This window comes from Acidocella sp. KAb 2-4, from assembly GCF_020567705.1.
In the GTDB taxonomy this organism is placed as follows: domain Bacteria; phylum Pseudomonadota; class Alphaproteobacteria; order Acetobacterales; family Acetobacteraceae; genus Acidocella.
Genome location: NZ_JAJDJU010000033.1, coordinates 1 through 17,187 on the forward strand (window position 1 = coordinate 1; position 17,187 = coordinate 17,187).

Below are 17,187 nucleotides of genomic sequence, written 5' to 3' on the forward strand. Positions count from 1 at the left end.
AAAAGAACTCGCAACCGCGTTGCGCGGAGCGGTGGCTGGCGTGGCTGGCGCGGCGGCGGGGGATCAATCCACGGCGGGGGTGATCGGTTTTCTCAGCCGTTTGGGGTGAGAAAGCAAAGCGCTGGCTGGGACGGGAGGATTCGAACCTCCGCATGGCGGAATCAAAATCCGCTGCCTTACCGCTTGGCGACGTCCCAATGCGCTGGCGCTCTCATAGGTCCGGTTGGGGCGGCTCGTAAAGCCCCCCACCCCAACGCCACCAGCCGGGATTGGTGATCGCGGCGGCGGCGGCGGCGGCCTCGGCCGGGGTGGCGAAAATCGCGAAGCAGGTGGCGCCGGAGCCGCTCATGCGCGCCAGCTTCGCGCCCGGCAAGGCGGAAAGCGTGGCCAGCACCTCACCGATCACCGGTTGAATGCCGATCGCCGCTGTCTGCAAATCATTGGTGCAGCGGGCCAGATCCGCCACCATGGCGTCCACGCTGGCCCAGGCCTCCGGCAGTTCGGCGAGCGGCGAAAACCCGCCCTGGCGGGCCTTGAATACTGCCGGGGTGGGCACGGCGACGCCAGGGTTCACCAATACCATGCCGAAGCCGGGCAGGCGCGGCGCGGGGGCGAGAATTTCGCCAATGCCCTGCATTCGCGTCGGGCGGGAGGTGAGGCAGACCGGCACATCCGCGCCCAGGCGCAGGGCCAGGGCGGGCAGGTCGGCCTGCATGTTCCAAAGCTGGCTCAGCGCGCGCAGGGCCGCCGCCGCGTCGGCCGAGCCGCCGCCAATACCGGAGGCGACCGGCAGGTTTTTTTCCAGATGCAGCGCCGCGCCGCGCGTGGGCGCCAGCAGCCGCGCCGCGCGCAGGAGCAGATTATCGGCCTCCGCCCGCAAAACGGCGCCGAACGGGCCGGAAATTTCGAGCGAGAGCGCGGCCGCCTCCGCCACGCGCACTTGGTCGCCCACCGCCGGGAACACCGCCAGGCTGTCGAGCAAATGGTAGCCATCCTCCCGCTTACCGGTGACGTGCAGGAACAGATTGACCTTGGCCGGCGCGAACAGGCTGAGCATCAGGGCGCGGCTCCGAAATGCTGCTGGATCTTGCTGTTCAGCGCCGCCGCCAGCTTGGCGTCGGGGTGCAGCGACAGCGCCCGCTGCCACTGATACGCCGCTTGCAGCGGCTGGTTGTTCTGCCAGAACGCGTCGCCGAGATGGTCGTTCACTTCGGGGTCGTCGGGGGTGAGCTGCACCGCCTGGGTGAGCAGCGCCAGCGCGTTCTTGGTGTTGCCCATCTTGAGCTCGACGAAACCGAGCGAATCGATCACCGCGCCGTCATTCGGGTCGAGGCCGGCCGCATGCTGCAGCATGGCCTTGGCCTGGGGCAGGTTTTCGTCATGCAGCGCCCAGCTATAGCCGATATAATTCAGCACATAGGGCTGGTCGGGCGAGAGTTTCAGGGCTTGCAGCATGTCGGGTTCCGCCGTGGCCCAGGTTCCGGTTTGGTCCTCGCAGATGCCGCGGTCGAAAAACAGCGTCCAGGCATCGGCGGGGGCGGGCTGGCCGACGGCGGTGATCGCCTGCGTGTAATACGGGATCGCCGCCGCGCATTGGTTGGCGCTGCGCAGCACGTCGCCAGTGGCGCTCAGCAGCCCGGCATCGCCGGGGTTGGCGGCGATCAGGCCTTGCAACAGGGCCACGGCCTGGTCCGGCTGGTTCAGCGCCGCCAGCAGGCTGGCCTCCTGCACGGTGGCCGGGGCGTAGAGCGGGTCGGATTTCGGGATCGGCCGCAGGGTGGCCAGGGCGTTGTTCATCTCCACCGGCGTCGGGGTGGCGTTGGGGTCGTCGGCTCCGGTCTGGGTATTGGCCAGCAGCAGGCGGGCGGCGGCGAGGTCCGGGCGGAGTTGCAGGGCGAAGCGCAGCAGCACCGTGCGCAAAAACGCCTCCTGCGGCTGGTTCAGCGAGCCGGCCAGGGTCAGATAGGCCTCGGCCATGCCGTCAGTGGCGCTGGAGATCACCGGTTTGTCGAGCTGCGCGCGCAGTTGCGGGATCGCGATCTGCAAATTGGGATGCGTCGCGACCAGCGTGTCGAGCGTGGCGTTGGCCTGGGGCAGTTGCCCCTGCCGCGCCTGCCAGCTGGCCAGGATCTGCGCGAGGCGCAGATTGGGCTGTGTGGCGTCGACATTACTATAGAATTGCGCGGCGGATTTGGTGTCGCCCGCGGCGTCGGCGATGAGCGCCGCGTTGAGCACATAGACCGGGCCGAACAGGGAGTCGTTGAAATAGGCGCCGAGGGTGTGCAGGGCTGCCTGCTCATTGCCCTCGCCAAACTGCGCCCAGGCGAACAGCAAGGGCTTGATCAGCCCGGCGATGTTGTCATGCGGCAGAGTGTCGAAAGTTTGCTTGGCCTGATCGAAATTTCCGGCGGCGGCGGCCTGGTTGCCGCGCAGCAATGTCGCCAGCGTGTTGTCGGGCAGCTTGGGGGCGAGTTGCGCGGCTTCCGGGCTGCCGGAGAGCACGCCAGCCAGGAAACCCTCGGCGATGAGCTGCTGGTTGTTCGGGCTGTTTTGCAGGGCGCGGGCGTAGAATTTCGCGGCGACGCCGGGGTCGTTTTGCCCGGCGGCGTAGCGCGCGGCGAGGAAGGCGCCATAGGTGCTGTCACCATCGGCGGCGCTGGCGGCGCCGTTGGGGGCCGCGGCACAGGCCGAGAGCATGACGCAAACGGCGATTGCGGCACGGTGGCCACGCAGCGAGGTCTTCTTCATGCTCCCCGTGTAGCAGCGCCCTCCGCGCCCGGCAAAACGCAAAATATGCTTTCAGCCCCCGCGCTTGTGGCGGTCTCGGGGCTGCGTTACGGTTCGCGCATGAGCGCAGGCTTCACGGCAACGACCCACGATATCACGGTTGAGGTTCAGGTATTTTATCTGGCGGACCAGTCGAAACCCGATTCCGGGGAGTTTTTGTGGGCCTATCACATCACCATCACCAATAACGGCCGGTTCACCGTGCAGCTGCTCAGGCGCAGCTGGCGCATCACCGATGCGCATGGCCGCGTGCAGACCGTGCATGGCGAGGGGGTGGTGGGCGAACAGCCAGTGCTGCAGCCGGGCGGGCGGTTTGATTACACATCGGGCGTGCCGCTGGCCACGCCATCGGGCTTCATGGCCGGGCAATACCACATGCAGGTCCTGCCCTCCGGCGCGCCGTTCGATATCGACATCCCTGCCTTCAGCCTGGACAGCCCGCATCAGAATACCAAGCTGCATTAATGTCCCGACAGGTTGCAGGCCGGTTTGTGCCTCCCATATCTCGGGCGACCCATTGAGAGTCACTCAACAAGCCGCTTTGCCACGGAGACCGCTTTGAACGTTCCTACCCCAGCCGCCGAACGCGCCGCATCCGGCCCCGAGACCCCCAGCCGCGCCGAAGCCGAGCAGGCGATCCGCACCTTGTTGCTGTGGGCGGGCGAGGACCCCGCGCGCGAGGGGCTGCGCGACACCCCCGCCCGCGTCGCCCGCGCCTATAAGGAATTCTTCCGCGGCTATGCCGAGGACCCGGTGGCGCTGCTGACCCGCACCTTCGAAGAGATCGAGGGCTATGACGAGATGGTGGTGCTGCGCGATATCCGCGTCGAGAGCCATTGCGAGCACCATATGGTGCCGATCATTGGGCGGGCGCATGTCGCCTATCTGCCCGGCACGCGCGTGGTGGGGATTTCCAAGCTCGCCCGCGTGGTGGACGCCTATGCGCGGCGCTTCCAGATCCAGGAGAAGCTGACGGCGCAGATCGCCAATACGATCCAGGAGGTGCTGCAACCGCGGGGTGTGGCGGTGGTGATCGAGGCCAATCACCAATGCATGTCCACCCGCGGCGTGCATAAGCCGGGGGCGAGCATGGTGACCAGCCGGATGCTCGGCGCCTTCCGCGAGGATCCCTCCACGCGCCGCGAGTTCCTGGCGATCATCCAGCCCCGCAACTGCAGCTCCATCGAGGATTGAGCGAAGCGGCGGCCGCGGCGGCGCCGCGCCCCATCAGGGGCGCCACCCGCCAGCCCGGAGCCGATGCTCTGGAGATTTTTCGCGCGCCGCTATATCCCCTCGGGCGATAGGAGCCGAAAATGCCACAGACCACCGCCGCCAGCCCGCAGAATCGCCGCCTCGTCGCGCTCTGGCTGTTCGTTCTCGCCTTCATGATCTGGATCATGGTCGGCATTGGCGGCTACACGCGTGATAGCGGTTCGGGCCTTTCGATCATGAATTGGGACCCGATCATTGGCGCGCTGCCGCCGATGAACGACGACGCCTGGAACAAGCTGTTCGCGCTGTATAAGACCATTCCGCAATACCAGCTCTTGCACCAGGGCATGGATCTGAGCGGGTTCAAGCAGCTCTTCTGGCCGGAATACATTCACCGGCTTTGGGGCCGGCTGATGGGCGTGGTGCTGCTGGTGCCGCTGATCGGCTTCGCCGTCACCGGGCGGCTGGAGAAGCGGTTGATCCCGTGGCTGGGGCTGCTGTTCGTGCTGGGCGGGCTGCAGGGCTTCATCGGCTGGTTCATGGTCTCCTCCGGCTTCTTCCCCGACAGCACGGCGGTTGAGCCCTGGCGGTTGAGCCTGCATTTCTTTGGCGCCATGTTCCTGCTCTGCGCGGTGTTGTGGACGGCGCTGACCGTGCAATCCCCCGAGCCTGCCCGCCACCCCGGTTGCAAGGGCCTGAAACGGCTGACGCTGCTCGCCTTCGTGCTGCTGCTGCTGGCGATGTTCGGGGGCACTTTCGTCTCCGGCATTCATGGCATCGATGCCTTCAACCCGGCGCAGAATATCGGCACGGGCCAGCCTCCGGCGAACTGGCCGATGAGCGGCATCTTCACCGACACCGCGACCATCATCTTCGACCATCAACTGCTGGCGGTGTTCGCCACCATCGCCATTCTCACGGTGACGGTGCAGACCATCCGGCACGAGCCACCCGCCCCGGTGCGCGACGCGGCGGCGCTGGTCGGGCTGCTGGTCATCCTGCAATTCGTGCTGGGGGTGACGGCGCTGGTCTCCAAGATGATTGATGTCGGCGTGATCCACCAGATGAACGCGGTGCTGCTGTTATGCGCGCTGCTGGCCTTGCTGCACCGGCTGCGCGGAGCCACGGCGTGAAGCCCGACCGGGTTCTGGGCAACTGGGTGCTGCTCCTCGCCTGCATGGTGTTCGGCATGACGGTGGGCGGCGGCCATGCGCGCACCATCGGCGCGGGGTTCACCATCCAGGTCTGGCGGCCCTTCATGGGCTGGATTCCACCGCATAGCGCCGCCGATTGGGCCTATCTGTTCGGGCTGTTCCAGAAGACCGCGCTCTATCAATCCCACCCGATCACGCTGGACCAATACAAGGCGTTGTTCTGGCCGATGTTCCTCGACCGCTGCTGGGGGCGGCTGATGGCGCTGGTGTTCCTCGTGCCCTTCGCCGTGTTCCTCATCAACGGGCGGCTGCGCGGGCGGCGGGCGCTGTGGATGGGGTTCATCTTCGGCCTCGGCGCGTTCCAGGCCGCTTATGGCTGGTACATGGTGCAGACTGGCATGCAGCCCGGCGTGCTCTCGCCGCCACCGCTCTGGGCCGGGCCGCATCTCGCCTCCGCCATGCTGATCTTTTTCCTGCTGGTCTGGACGGGGCTCACCTTCCGCGCGCCGGAGCCCGCGCCGGTGGCGGGGGCCGCGCATCTGCGGCAGCTAACCACGGCGAGCGCGGTGCTGATCTGGTGCACGATGGGGTTCGGCGCGATGGTCGCCACCAGCAACGCGATCACCGTGTTCAACACCTTCCCCACCATGGATGGCCATTGGGTGCCGCCCGGCATTCTCAGCCTGCATCCGGTGCTGCTGAACTTCGTGCAGAACAAGGCGACGGTGCAATTCTGCCACCGCCTGCTGGCCACGGTGACGGCGCTGACCGTGCTGACTACGGTGGTGCTGGGGCTGCGCATGAAGCTCAACCCGGCGCTGCGCGATAATTTTCTGCTGCTCGCCGGGCTGGTGGCGTTGCAATACCTGCTCGGCATGACCACCATCGTGCTGGGCAGCGTCCAGCTCGGCTATGTGCACGAGCTGAACGCGGTGCTTTTATTCGCCACCGCCATCGCGGCCCGGCACAAGCTGCGCGGCGCCTTGCCGCGGACCATGCCGAACCCCCTGCCGGTGGCGGCGGAATAAGGAGACGAGAGACATGACCGAGGCTTTGCAGACCGCCAGCACGCTGTTTCATGGCGCTGAGGGCCTCGACCCCGCGCAGGCGGTGAAGCTGATCGCCCCGGCGCTGGACGGCACCGATGATGGCGAGCTGTATCTGGAATACCGCGAATCCGAATCCGTCTCGCTCGATGACGGGCGCATCCGCGCCGCCAGCTTCGATACGCGCCGCGGTTTCGGCCTGCGTGCCGTGTTGGGCGAGGCCGCCTATTTCGCCCATGCCGGAGAGATTTCCGACGCCGCGCTGCGCCGCGCCGCCGAGACCATCCGCGCCGCCAAGGCGCGTGAACAGGCGATGGCGGCGGCCGGGCCGGTGGCGGCGGGCAAGCCGCTTTATGCCGGGCTGAACCCGCTGGCGGAGGCGCCTTTCGCCGCGCGCGCCGAGTTGTTGCAGCAGATCGACGCCTTCGCCCGCGCCGCCGACCCGCGCGTGGTGCAGGTGATGGCGAGCATCGCCGGGGAGTGGCAGGTGATCGAGATCATCCGCGCCGATGGCTCGCGCGTGGCCGATCTGCGTCCGCTGGTGCGGCTCAATGTCTCGGTGGTGATGGAGCAGAATGGCCGCCGCGAATCCGGTGGGCATGGGGCGGGCGGGCGCACGGGCTACGGCCCCGTGGTGGCCCCGGAATTCTGGCAGGCGGCGGTGCGCGAGGCGATCCGCCAGGCCGAGGTGAATCTGCAATCCGTCCCCGCCCCCGCCGGGGAGATGCCGGTGGTGCTGGGGCCTGGCTGGCCGGGCATTCTGCTGCATGAGGCGATCGGCCACGGGCTGGAAGGCGATTTCAACCGCAAGCAAACCTCCGCCTTCGCCGGCTTGTTGGGCAGCCGCATCGCCGCGCCGGGCGTGACCGTGGTGGATGACGGCACCATTCCCAACCGCCGCGGCTCGCTCACCATCGACGATGAGGGCACCCCGACCTCGCGCACCACGCTGATCGAGGATGGCATTCTGGTCGGGTTTTTGCAGGACCGGCAGAATGCGCGGCTGATGAATATGCGCGCCACCGGCAATGGCCGCCGCGAATCCTACGCCCATGCGCCAATGCCGCGCATGACCAACACCATCATGCTCGGCGGCGAGGCCTCGAAGGAGGACATGATCCGCTCGGTGAAGCGCGGGCTTTATGCCGTGAATTTCGGCGGCGGGCAGGTCGATATCACCTCGGGCAAATTCGTGTTCACCGCGTCCGAGGCTTATCTGATCGAGGATGGCAAGGTGACCGCCCCGGTGAAAGGGGCGACGCTGATTGGCAACGGCCCGGATGCGCTGACCAAGGTGGAGATGATCGGCAACGACCTCGCGCTCGACCCCGGCATCGGCACGTGCGGCAAAAACGGGCAGGGCGTACCCGTGGGCGTCGGCCAGCCGACGATCAAGCTGTCCAGCCTGACCATCGGCGGCACGGCGGCGTAATCCCCGCGGGGATTATTCCGACTTCAGGTGCGAGATCAGCCGCTCGATCGCGGTGGCTTTGTCGATCTGCTCCAGTGCCGCGTATTCCGCGGCCAGCCGGTCGAGCGCGGATTCGTAAATCTGCCGCTCCGAGAAGCTCTGATCCGGCTGCCCGGCATTGCGGTGCAGGTCGCGCACCACCTCGGCAATGGCCGAGGGGTCGCCGGAGTTGATCTTCGCCTCATATTCCTGCGCCCGGCGCGACCACATGGTGCGCTTGACGCGCGCGCGGCCCTTCAGCACGCTCAGCACCTCGTCGAACTGCTTCTTCGAGGCCAGTTTGCGCAGGCCGGCGGTGCGGGCCTTGTTGGTTGGCACGCGCAGGGTCATGCGATTTTCGTCGAAGGTGATATGAATCAGTTCCAGCGTATGCCCGGCAATCTCCTCGACCGCGATGCGCTCGACCTTGCCGACGCCATGCGTGGGGTAGACGACATAATCGCCCTGCTGGAAATTCTCCGCCTTGGCTGGAGCGCGGGGCGGGGAGAGCGGGCGGATCGGCCCGGCGGGAACGCCGCCATGCATCACCGGCGCCGGCGCGGCGGGCGCTTCGGCCTCGCTCTCGGGCGCGCGCCGGGGCTTGGCGGCTTTGTCGGTGGCCTTTTGGGTTTCGGTGTCGGCTCCGGTCATGTCGTCCAGGGTTTCAGTCACGGGCTTGGCGGATTTCTTCGCCGCGCCGGATTTCTGCTTATCGCTCATCGTTACTCCAACCGCCAAAAACCGGGCGCGGTCGCCCCGCACCCGGCTCACTGGTTGTTATGTAACAGATTTTTCGCCCCCCGTCACCCAGGGGCGGCCAAGCTCAGGGCTGGCCGGGCTCCAGGGAGAGCAGCGCTTCCTTGCCCGGCTTGCCTTTCCAGTCTTCGGCATCGGCGGGCGGGGTGCCTTTGCGGGTGATGTTCGGCCAGGTCTTGGCGAGGTCGCGGTTGCGTTCGGCCCAGGCGGCGGCGCGGTCGTCGCTATCGGGGAAGATCGCCTCGGCCGGGCATTCCGGCTCGCATACGCCGCAATCGATGCACTCATCCGGATTGATCACCAGAAAGTTCTCGCCGACATAGAAGCAATCCACCGGGCAGACTTCCACGCAGTCCATAAATTTGCACTTGATGCAGTTTTCGGTGACCACGTAAGTCATCAGGCACTCCTAGATAAACAAGGCTGGATTCTGGGTTTCCCTATGCGCGCAAGGGCGGGTTTGTGCAAGTTGCGCCGCCGCTTGCCGGGGGTTCAGGCCAGTTCGCGATAAAACTCGCGTGCCGTGGGTGCCGGGCCGCGCCGCGCGGGCAGGCCGAGGATTTCCACGACCTTGACCCCCTGCGGCAGGGCGAGCGTGAGTACATCGCCCGGATGCAGCTTGGCGTGGGGCTTGTCGGTGCCTTGGCGGTTGATGCGCACGCCGCCGCGCGCCACCAGCGCCACCGCCACGCTGCGGGTTTTGCAGAAGCGCGCGAAGACGAGGAATTTGTCCAGCCTCAGCCAGCCGGAGTCCTCGTCCTCCATTCAGCGCCGGGCCGTTGTCTTCAGCGCCGCCAGCGCGGCGAAGGGGCTGTCCGCCAGCGCGGGCGCCGGTGCGGGGGCGGGCGCCGGGCGGGCATGCGGGGTGTGATGCTCCATCTTGCGCCTGGCCAGCATGGCGGGCGCGGGCGGGCCGAAATATTTGTCACCCAGCGTGCCCGCCGGGATGAGGCGGAAGCCCAGCACATTGAGCACCGGGGCGAGCTGCTCCGGCTTCAGCCCCATGCGAGAGCCGATATTGGGCGGCAGCAGGATCGGGTGTTTGCGCAACAGATAATGCAGTTCGCGGGTTACGCGCTCCACCACGTCGAGCCGGATCATCAGCGGTCCAGCCTGCACCCAGCCCATGGCCAGAGCGAAATCAGCGCCCCAATTGGCGGGCATCGGCGCGCTCACCAGCCCGGGGGCGGGCAGGGGCGGCGGGTTGCGGTCGTGCCACACGCCCCAAAACAAGGCGCGCAGCCGGGCGGCGCCGGGCTTTAGCGCGGCGGGCAGATAGAGCGCGAAGCGGCCCAAATCGATGCCGAATTTCTTCGCCTCCTGCCGTAAATCCGGCGCCACCGGCTCCGGCGGCAGCACGCCGCCCGATTCGCTCAGCCGGTGCACGATGCCGCGCAGTGGGGCGGGCGGATTCTCCATGGCCTTCAGCAGCGCGCCGAGGCGCTTTTCCGTCTCGGTGGCGAGCCAGGCGGCGAGCCGCGCACGCAGCCGCTCGCGGGCCAGACCGTCGAGGAATTCCGAGTGGATGACATCCACGGCCGGCTTGAGAAAAGTCTCGCTTTTCTTGAGCTTGGCGATCTTGGCGCCTTCCCACTCGATCTGGCGGTCATCGGTGAGGGTGAGGGCCTCATCGGCGGCGGTTTCGGCGCGGATGATGCGCCGGGGCATCTCCTGCGCCAGGGCGCGGCGGGCGGCGCGCAGCACCAGCTTCTTCTCGGTGCCCTGGGTGGAGGGATCGGGGTGGAACTGGAATCCCTCCACGCGCCCGACCTCATGGCCTTCAACCAGCACTTGGCCGTTACTGGCCACGACCGCCTGCAGCTCTGCCGCCTCGGCGTCTTCCAAACGTCTCGTCAAATGTGCCGCCCTCTTATCAACAAATCGCGCCATCAGTTTTATGTGCAGCGTATCGGAAAGCCGGTCCTCCACCGCGCGGGCCCGCATGGCCCAGGTGTCGGCGTCGCGCATCCAATCCGCCCGGGCCGTTATATACGCCCAAACGCGCACATCCGTCAGCCTTTGCATCAACGTATCGATATCGCCCTCGATCTTGTCGAGATTTTCGATCTCGCGCCGGACCCAATCCTCGGGCAGTTTTTCCGCGGCACGCAGATGGGTGAAAACCCGGCCGCAGAGTTTCACATGCGCATCGGTGGCGAGCTTGCGGAAATCCGGGATCTGGCAGGCTTCCCATAGCAGCTTCACGGCGTTGCGGCCTTGCGCGGCCTTGCGGATCTCGGCGTCGTGGTTGAGCGCGGCCAGGGTGAGCACGTCGGCCGCATCCTGCCCGCGCACCAGCCCGGGGCGGTTCGGCGGGATGGTCAGGCTGTCCAGCAGGGCACCGAGGGAGGTGAAATCGAGCGCCGAGTTGCGCCAGCAGAGCTGCTCCAGCGGTTCGAAATGGTGTTCCTCGACAGCGTCCACCATCTCTTCGCCCAGCGGCGGGCAATCGGCGGTGACGCCGAAGCTGCCATCGCGCATGCCGCGCCCGGCGCGCCCGGCGATCTGCCCGATTTCGGGCGCGTAGAGCGCGCGGGGCTTGTGGCCGTCGAATTTCTGCATGCCGGCGAAGGCGACATGGTTCACATCCATGTTCAGACCCATGCCGATGGCGTCCGTCGCCACCAGGAAATCCACCTCCTTTTCCTGGTACAACGCCACCTGGGCGTTGCGGGTGCGCGGGCTGAGCCGCCCCATCACCACCGCGCAGCCGCCGCGCCGGCGGCGCACGGCCTCGGCGATGGCGTAAACCTCGGCGGCGGAGAAGGCGACGATGGCCGAGCGCGGCGGCAGGCGGGAGAGTTTGACCGGCCCGGCATAGCTGAGCTGGGAGAGGCGCGGGCGGGTCTCGATCTCGACGCCCGGTACCAGCCGGCGCAGCAGCGGGGCGATGGTGTCCGCGCCCAGGAACATGGTTTCCACCAGCCCGCGGGCGTTGAGCAGGCGGTCGGTGAAGATATGCCCGCGGTCGGGGTCGGCGCAGAGCTGAATCTCATCCACCGCGAGGAATTCCACCTTGCGGTCGAGCGGCATCGCCTCCACCGTGCAGGAGAACCAGCGCGCGCCGGGCGGCAGGATTTTCTCCTCGCCGGTGATGAGCGCGACATTTCGGATGCCCTTGCGGGCGACCATGCGCTCGTAATTCTCGCGCGCCAGCAGGCGCAGCGGAAAACCGATAATGCCCGAGGCGTGGCTCAGCAGGCGTTCGATGGCGAGGTGGGTTTTGCCAGTATTGGTGGGGCCAAGGACGGCCTTCACCCTGGGCTGGAATCCGGACATGTTCCGCTCTTAACTAGGAGGCCCCGCCCGGTTTGCAAGCGCGCTAGCGCAGCGCCGCCAGCGCCGCCTCATGCAGGGCCGGATTGGCGCTGGCCAGCACGGAGCCGTCGGCGCCCAGGCGCAGCTTCTGGCCATGCCAGTCGGTCACCACGCCGCCAGCGGCTTCAACCACCGGGGCGAGGGCCGCCCAGTCCCAGACCTTGAGTGTGCATTCGGCCACAACATCGACCTGACCAAGGGCCAGCAGCCCGTAGCCATAGGCGTCGCCGCCCCAATACAGGCGCTTGGCCGCAGCTTGCAGGCGGCGGAAGCGCGTAATCTCCTCGGGGCTGAACATCTCCGGCGCGGTGCAGGAGAGCTCGGCCTCGGCCAGGGAGATCTGCTGGCGGGTGCCGATCTGCCCGCCAAACGGGCTCTTGAAGCGGGCCGGTACGCCGCGCCCGCCGATCCAGCGCTCGCCAGTGATCGGCTGGTCGATGAAGCCCAGCACCGGCGCGCCGTCTTCGAGCAGGCCGAGCAGAGTGCAGAACGTGGTCCGCCCGGTGATGAAGGCGCGGGTGCCGTCGATCGGGTCGATCACCCAGATATATTTCGCGTCCGGGCGGTGGGCGGGGAATTCCTCGCCGATGATGCCGCAATCGGGGAAGGCGGCGAGGAGATGCTCGCGCAGGATCTCCTCGGCCTTGCGGTCGGCCACGGTGACCGGGCTTTCGTCGGATTTGTCGTCAGCCGCCACCCCGGCGCGGAAATGCGGGCGGATCGCCGCCCCGGCCGCATCCAGCGCCACCTCGGCGGCGGCGACCCATGCCTCAAGGGAGTTTGGCTGGGGAGTCGGCGTTTTTGTTGAGGTAAGCAATGACATCTGCCCGCGTCTGGTCGTTCTTGATGCCGGCGAACGACATGGCCGTACCTGATGCGAAGCTGTTAGGCGCTTTCAGCCAGTCGCTCAAGCTGTCGGGCGACCAGGGCTGGCCGGCCTTGGCCTGCACGGCGCTGGAATAGGTGAAGCCGGCGGCGGAGAAGGATTTGGCGCCGACAATGCCGTACAGGTTGGGGCCAACCCCGTTCGGCCCGCCCTTGGCGATGGTGTGGCAGGCGCTGCATTGCTGCTGGAACACGGCCTGCCCCTTGGCGATATCGGCGCTGGCGAGCAGCGTGCTGAAGGCGGGCGCGGCCGGGGCGGCAGCGGCGGCCGGGGTGCTGGCGGCGGGCGCGGCGGCGGCTGCGGTGGCGGCTTTCACCTCGTCCGGCGTGGGCAGCGGCAGCGGGCTGGCGGCGAGGGTGCGCAGATAGGCGATCACATCCGCCCTGGTCTGCGTGTTTTTGATGCCCGCATAAGACATCCCGGTGCCGTTGGCGAAGCTGCTCGGTGCGGCCAGCCAGGCGTTCATGTTGTCGTAATTCCAGTTGCCCTTGGCCTTGGCCTTGGCGGCGTCGGAATAGGTGAACCCGGCATGGGCGAACATCGGGCCGCCGACCACGCCGTAAAGATTGGGGCCGACGCCGTTGGCGCCGCCCTGGGTGAGGGTGTGGCAGGCGGCGCATTGCTGCTGCACGAAGGCCTGGCCCTTGGCGATATCGGCCCCGGCCAGCAGCGGGATGACCGATTCCAGGGCGTTGGCGGCGGCGGCCACGGGCGCCGCGGTGGCCAGCCCGGCGAGTTGGATCGCGGGTTTCTCGGGCGCCTCGTCGGGGATCAGCACCTGCGCGATCCGGTTCGCGCCCCACAATACGAGCCCCGCCGTCAGCACGCCGGCGGCGATTTTATTGCCGAGCAGACTATCCTTCCCAGAATTGCTCATTACGCTCCCCAAGGTCTTGTGTCATCGTGATTGCGCTTGACCCTAGAGCGTTTTAGGCAGGTGCGACAAGAAGGATAGAGGCCAAGCGCAAGTGACACCGATTATTCTCATCCCCGCCCGGCTCGGTTCCACCCGTCTGCCCGGCAAGGTTTTGGCGGATATCGCCGGGCTGCCCATGATCGTGCATGTGCTGCGCCGGGCGCAGGAGGCAGCGCTCGGCCCGGTGGCCGTGGCCTGCGCCGAGGCCGAGGTGGCCGAGGCGGTGGAGCATGCCGGGGGCATCGCGGTGCTCACCGATCCGGCGCTGCCCTCGGGGTCAGACCGCATCCATGCCGCGTTGCAGACGCTCGACCCCGCCGGGCGGCATGATGTGGTGATCAACCTGCAGGGCGATCTGCCGGCGATCGATCCGTCCTACCTCGCCAAGGTGCTGCGCCCGCTGGACCAGGGCTACGATATCGGCACGCTCGTCGCGCCGGTGACGAGCGCGGAGGAGGCGCTGTCGCCCTCCGTGGTGAAATGCGTCTGCGCCTTCCCGGAAGATACGGAGGTCGCCCCGGCGCTGTATTTCTCGCGCAACCCGGTGCCAGGCGGCGAGGGGCCGCTGTGGCACCATATCGGCATCTACGCCTACCGGCGCGAGGCGCTGGGGCGGTTTGTGTCGCTGCCGCCCTCGGCGCTGGAATTGCGTGAGAAACTGGAGCAGTTGCGGGCGCTGGAGGCGGGGATGCGCATTGGGGCCGTGCGCGTGCCCGGCGCGCCGTTTGGGGTGGATACCCCGGCCGATCTCGAACATGCCCGCAAGCTGCTGGGAGCCAAGCCATGACCATCATCGCCTTCCAGGGGCAGCCTGGCGCTTATTCCGACCTCGCCTGCCGCATGGCCTACCCTGAGGCGAAAACACTGCCCTGCGAAACCTTCCAGCTGGCGATGGAGGCGGTGCATGAGCGCCGCGCCGATCTCGCCATGCTGCCGCCGGAGAACTCCATCGCCGGGCGGGTGGCGGACATGCACGCGCTGTTGCCGGAGAGCGGGCTGTCGATCATTGGCGAGAAATTCCTGCGCATCGAGCATTGCCTGCTGGCGCCCAAGGGGGCGAGCATTGGCGGCATCAAGCGCATCCACTCGCACCATGTGGCGCTGGGGCAGGTGCGTAAGCTGATCGCCGAACTCGGCGCCTCGCCGGTGGTGGAGTACGACACCGCCGGCTCCGCCGAACTGGTCGCCAAGCTGAACAACCCGGAGGATGCGGCGATTGCCTCGTCGCTGGCGGGCGAATTGCACGGGCTGAGCATCCTGCGCCGCAATGTCGAGGATTTTCCGCACAACACCACGCGCTTTTATGTAATGGCGCGCGAGCCGCTGCATTTGCCGCCGGACACGCCGAACCTGATGACAACCTTTGTATTCAACGTCCGCAACGTTCCCGCGGCGCTGTATAAGGCGCTTGGCGGTTTCGCGACCAATGGCGTGAACATGACCAAGCTGGAAAGCTACATGGTCAATGGCAGCTTCACCGCCACGCAGTTTCTGGCCGAAGTGGATGGCCACCCGGACCAGCCGGCGCTGCGCCACGCCTTCGAGGAGCTGGCGTTTTTTTCGACCGAGATCAAGATTCTCGGCACCTACCCGGCGGATGCCTACCGGCTGAAGCAGCGCGCGAAGGCGGCCTGAGCCGCCCGCCTCAGGTGGCGGTGCCGGGGGTGGCGGGGCGCAGGGTGGCGCCCAGGCTGCTCCCGGCCACCGAGGCGGCGAGCGTGACCGCGAAGCCGAGCGCATAGCGCAGCCACATCTTCTGCCAAGCCAGCGTGAGCATGCCGCCGACAAAACCGCCCTGGCCGCCCGTGGCGGTGGCGAAGGCGAGGAAGCCGAGATAAAACAGCAGGTAGAAGCCGAGCGGGGCGGTGGCGTTGAGCAGGCCCACCAAAACCCCCCGCCGCTGGGCGATGGTCCCGGCGACAAACCCCGAGACCAGCCCCACGGCCAGCGCCTTGAGGCCGCCCGCCATGGTCAGGCTGTGATATTGGAAGCCCGGCGGCGTGTTGGGGAGGTCCTGGAACGCCAGAAGCTGCACGAGATGAAACAGCTTCACCCCGAGCTGCACGACCAAGCCGGCCAGCACCGCCGCGATATAACGCCAGACCATAGGTTTATCCTCTTTCACAGCGGCCCCGCCCGCCAAAGACGAAGGGCCGGGGATGTCCCCGGCCCAGTTCCGCTCAGGTGTTCATCGCGTCGAAGAAATCCGCGTTGGTCTTGGAGTATTTCAGCTTGTCCAGCAGGAACTCCATGGCGTCGGTGGTGCCCATCGGGTTGAGGATGCGGCGCAGCACCCACATCTTCGAGAGTACGCCCTTCTCGACCAGCAGCTCCTCCTTGCGGGTGCCCGACTTGGTGATGTCGATCGCCGGGAAGGTGCGCTTGTCGGAGAGCTTGCGGTCGAGAATCAGCTCGGAGTTGCCGGTGCCCTTGAACTCTTCGAAGATCACCTCGTCCATGCGCGAGCCGGTGTCGATCAGCGCGGTGGCGATGATGGTCAGCGAGCCGCCCTCCTCGATGTTGCGCGCCGCGCCGAAGAAGCGCTTGGGGCGTTGCAGGGCATTGGCGTCCACACCGCCGGTCAGCACCTTGCCGGAGGACGGCACAACGGTGTTGTAGGCGCGGGCGAGGCGGGTGATGGAGTCGAGGAGGATCACCACGTCGCGCTTATGCTCGACGAGGCGCTTGGCCTTCTCCAGCACCATCTCGGTCACCTGCACGTGGCGGGTGGCGGGTTCGTCGAAGGTCGAAGCCACGACCTCGCCGCGCACGGAGCGCGACATGTCGGTGACTTCCTCTGGCCGCTCGTCGATGAGCAGCACCATCAGGAACACTTCCGGGTGGTTGGCGGTGATGGAGGCGGCGATGTTTTGCAGCATCACCGTCTTGCCTGTGCGCGGCGGGGCGACCACCAGGGCGCGCTGGCCCTTGCCGATCGGCGCCACCAGATCGATGACGCGGGAGGTGTAGTCCTTCTGCGCGCCCTTGATCGTGGGCTCGGCGACCTCAACCTCCATCTTCAGGCGGGAAGTTGGGTAGAGCGGGGTCAGGTTGTCGAAATTGATGCGGTGGCGGACCGCCTCGGGCGCCTCGAAATTGATCTTGTCAACCTTCACGAGGCTGAAATAGCGCTCACCCTCCTTCGGCGCGCGGATCTCGCCATCCACGGTGTCACCCGTGCGCAGGCCATAGCGGCGCACCTGGGCGGGGGAAACGTAGATATCCTCGGGGCCGGGGAGGAAATTGGCTTCCGGGTTGCGCAGGAAGCCGAACCCGTCCGGGAGGATTTCCAGCGTGCCATCGCCGAAAATGGCCTGGTCGTTCTCCGCGAAGGCCTTCAGGATGGCGAACATCATGTCCTGCTTGCGCAGGGAGGAGGCGTTCTCGACCTCCAGCTCCTCGGCTAGGGTCAGGAGGTCAGTGGGGGATTTTGCCTTTAATTCGGCGAGATGCATGGGAATCCGATCGATGGAATCGCCGCGGCGATGCCGCCGCAACACGGATAGGAGTGTGAGAAAATGCACCGGCCCAGGAATGCGGGCGGCACCCGGCACGGACGGCCTGCCCTTCTAATGGTGCCTTCGCCCCGAAACGTCAAGCCGGGGGTGCGTTTAAAGCGTGGGCAGGGGGCTTGGCGCCCCCTGGCTCAGTTGGCGACGATG

The 17,187-nt window shown here is 67.0% G+C and carries 17 protein-coding genes and 1 tRNA gene; 7 read left to right on the forward strand and 11 right to left on the reverse strand.

Translation table 11 applies throughout. The annotated features are described in order from the left end of the window. Positions 1-122 precede the first annotated feature (122 nt). The 3 genes from LI953_RS14050 to LI953_RS14060 all read right to left on the reverse strand — a co-directional run bounded on the left by LI953_RS14050 (position 123) and on the right by LI953_RS14060 (position 2,748). Positions 123-197, reverse strand: a tRNA-Gln gene (locus tag LI953_RS14050). A gap of 14 nt (positions 198-211) precedes the next feature. Beyond that, a complete protein-coding gene (locus LI953_RS14055; protein ID WP_227076724.1) occupies positions 212-1,057 on the reverse strand; it encodes a 4-(cytidine 5'-diphospho)-2-C-methyl-D-erythritol kinase in 846 nt (281 codons plus the stop codon). Beyond that, complete coding sequence (locus LI953_RS14060; protein WP_227076725.1) at positions 1,057-2,748, reverse strand: tetratricopeptide repeat protein; 1,692 nt, start codon at positions 2,746-2,748, stop codon at positions 1,057-1,059. Before LI953_RS14060 ends, LI953_RS14055 begins: the two co-directional genes overlap by 1 nt. 99 nt (positions 2,749-2,847) lie before the next feature. Here LI953_RS14060 and apaG point away from each other — a divergent pair, with 99 nt between their 5' ends. The 5 genes from apaG to tldD all read left to right on the forward strand — a co-directional run bounded on the left by apaG (position 2,848) and on the right by tldD (position 7,631). After that, the gene (gene apaG / locus LI953_RS14065) at positions 2,848-3,252 is read left to right on the forward strand and encodes a Co2+/Mg2+ efflux protein ApaG (protein WP_227076726.1); all 405 of its coding nucleotides are present in this window, start codon (positions 2,848-2,850) and stop codon (positions 3,250-3,252) included. 93 nt (positions 3,253-3,345) lie between these two features. Next, the gene (gene folE, locus LI953_RS14070; protein ID WP_227076727.1) at positions 3,346-3,981 is read left to right on the forward strand and encodes a GTP cyclohydrolase I FolE; all 636 of its coding nucleotides are present in this window, start codon (positions 3,346-3,348) and stop codon (positions 3,979-3,981) included. 119 nt (positions 3,982-4,100) lie between these two features. Beyond that, positions 4,101-5,132 carry a COX15/CtaA family protein gene (locus LI953_RS14075; protein WP_227076728.1) on the forward strand — a complete coding sequence of 344 codons (1,032 nt, stop codon included), beginning with the start codon at positions 4,101-4,103 and terminating at the stop codon, positions 5,130-5,132. After that, positions 5,129-6,181 carry a COX15/CtaA family protein gene (locus tag LI953_RS14080; RefSeq protein ID WP_227076729.1) on the forward strand — a complete coding sequence of 351 codons (1,053 nt, stop codon included), beginning with the start codon at positions 5,129-5,131 and terminating at the stop codon, positions 6,179-6,181. The genes LI953_RS14075 and LI953_RS14080 overlap by 4 nt, the downstream gene beginning before the upstream one ends. A gap of 13 nt (positions 6,182-6,194) precedes the next feature. After that, positions 6,195-7,631, forward strand: a complete 1,437-nt coding sequence (tldD, locus tag LI953_RS14085) for a metalloprotease TldD (protein WP_227076730.1) — start codon at positions 6,195-6,197, stop codon at positions 7,629-7,631. 12 nt (positions 7,632-7,643) lie between these two features. On the opposite strand, the gene LI953_RS14090 is transcribed toward tldD, so the two are convergent. From LI953_RS14090 to LI953_RS14115, 6 genes are all read right to left on the reverse strand, one after another. Next, positions 7,644-8,369: a CarD family transcriptional regulator gene (locus tag LI953_RS14090; RefSeq protein ID WP_227076731.1), complete on the reverse strand. Its 726-nt coding sequence runs from the start codon at positions 8,367-8,369 to the stop codon at positions 7,644-7,646. 103 nt (positions 8,370-8,472) lie between these two features. Beyond that, entirely contained in the window at positions 8,473-8,805 is a 333-nt protein-coding gene (gene fdxA, locus LI953_RS14095; RefSeq protein WP_227076732.1) for a ferredoxin FdxA, read from the reverse strand. A 92-nt stretch (positions 8,806-8,897) separates the two neighbouring features. Continuing rightward, positions 8,898-9,170 carry an RNA-binding S4 domain-containing protein gene (locus tag LI953_RS14100; RefSeq protein ID WP_227076733.1) on the reverse strand — a complete coding sequence of 91 codons (273 nt, stop codon included), beginning with the start codon at positions 9,168-9,170 and terminating at the stop codon, positions 8,898-8,900. Beyond that, positions 9,171-11,684 carry a helicase-related protein gene (locus LI953_RS14105; protein WP_227076734.1) on the reverse strand — a complete coding sequence of 838 codons (2,514 nt, stop codon included), beginning with the start codon at positions 11,682-11,684 and terminating at the stop codon, positions 9,171-9,173. A 43-nt stretch (positions 11,685-11,727) separates the two neighbouring features. Continuing rightward, positions 11,728-12,546: an inositol monophosphatase family protein gene (locus LI953_RS14110; RefSeq protein ID WP_227076735.1), complete on the reverse strand. Its 819-nt coding sequence runs from the start codon at positions 12,544-12,546 to the stop codon at positions 11,728-11,730. Continuing rightward, a complete protein-coding gene (locus LI953_RS14115; protein WP_227076736.1) occupies positions 12,494-13,486 on the reverse strand; it encodes a cytochrome c family protein in 993 nt (330 codons plus the stop codon). The genes LI953_RS14110 and LI953_RS14115 overlap by 53 nt, the downstream gene beginning before the upstream one ends. A gap of 91 nt (positions 13,487-13,577) precedes the next feature. Between LI953_RS14115 and LI953_RS14120 the strand changes: the two genes are divergently transcribed. Both LI953_RS14120 and LI953_RS14125 read left to right on the forward strand, forming a co-directional pair. After that, the gene (locus LI953_RS14120) at positions 13,578-14,312 is read left to right on the forward strand and encodes a 3-deoxy-manno-octulosonate cytidylyltransferase (protein ID WP_227076737.1); all 735 of its coding nucleotides are present in this window, start codon (positions 13,578-13,580) and stop codon (positions 14,310-14,312) included. Then, positions 14,309-15,160, forward strand: coding sequence for a prephenate dehydratase (locus tag LI953_RS14125; RefSeq protein ID WP_227076738.1), 852 nt, complete (start codon positions 14,309-14,311; stop codon positions 15,158-15,160). The genes LI953_RS14120 and LI953_RS14125 overlap by 4 nt, the downstream gene beginning before the upstream one ends. A 10-nt stretch (positions 15,161-15,170) precedes the next feature. On the opposite strand, the gene LI953_RS14130 is transcribed toward LI953_RS14125, so the two are convergent. Next, positions 15,171-15,632, reverse strand: coding sequence for a hypothetical protein (locus LI953_RS14130; protein ID WP_227076739.1), 462 nt, complete (start codon positions 15,630-15,632; stop codon positions 15,171-15,173). Positions 15,633-15,705: 73 nt separating this feature from the next. Beyond that, positions 15,706-16,980: a transcription termination factor Rho gene (gene rho / locus LI953_RS14135; protein WP_227076740.1), complete on the reverse strand. Its 1,275-nt coding sequence runs from the start codon at positions 16,978-16,980 to the stop codon at positions 15,706-15,708. Between the last annotated feature and the right edge of the window lie 207 nt (positions 16,981-17,187).

Bases quoted from the DNA above. Each gene is read 5' to 3' on its own strand.
- LI953_RS14055 (WP_227076724.1), bottom strand. From the start codon at position 1,057: ATGCTCAGCCTGTTCGCGCCGGCCAAGGTCAATCTGTTCCTGCACGTC.
- LI953_RS14060 (WP_227076725.1), bottom strand. From the start codon at position 2,748: ATGAAGAAGACCTCGCTGCGTGGCCACCGTGCCGCAATCGCCGTTTGC.
- apaG (WP_227076726.1), top strand. From the start codon at position 2,848: ATGAGCGCAGGCTTCACGGCAACGACCCACGATATCACGGTTGAGGTT.
- LI953_RS14075 (WP_227076728.1), top strand. From the start codon at position 4,101: ATGCCACAGACCACCGCCGCCAGCCCGCAGAATCGCCGCCTCGTCGCG.
- tldD (WP_227076730.1), top strand. From the start codon at position 6,195: ATGACCGAGGCTTTGCAGACCGCCAGCACGCTGTTTCATGGCGCTGAG.
- LI953_RS14090 (WP_227076731.1), bottom strand. From the start codon at position 8,369: ATGAGCGATAAGCAGAAATCCGGCGCGGCGAAGAAATCCGCCAAGCCC.
- fdxA (WP_227076732.1), bottom strand. From the start codon at position 8,805: ATGACTTACGTGGTCACCGAAAACTGCATCAAGTGCAAATTTATGGAC.
- LI953_RS14100 (WP_227076733.1), bottom strand. From the start codon at position 9,170: ATGGAGGACGAGGACTCCGGCTGGCTGAGGCTGGACAAATTCCTCGTC.
- LI953_RS14105 (WP_227076734.1), bottom strand. From the start codon at position 11,684: ATGTCCGGATTCCAGCCCAGGGTGAAGGCCGTCCTTGGCCCCACCAAT.
- LI953_RS14110 (WP_227076735.1), bottom strand. From the start codon at position 12,546: ATGTCATTGCTTACCTCAACAAAAACGCCGACTCCCCAGCCAAACTCC.
- LI953_RS14115 (WP_227076736.1), bottom strand. From the start codon at position 13,486: ATGAGCAATTCTGGGAAGGATAGTCTGCTCGGCAATAAAATCGCCGCC.
- LI953_RS14125 (WP_227076738.1), top strand. From the start codon at position 14,309: ATGACCATCATCGCCTTCCAGGGGCAGCCTGGCGCTTATTCCGACCTC.
- LI953_RS14130 (WP_227076739.1), bottom strand. From the start codon at position 15,632: ATGGTCTGGCGTTATATCGCGGCGGTGCTGGCCGGCTTGGTCGTGCAG.
- rho (WP_227076740.1), bottom strand. From the start codon at position 16,980: ATGCATCTCGCCGAATTAAAGGCAAAATCCCCCACTGACCTCCTGACC.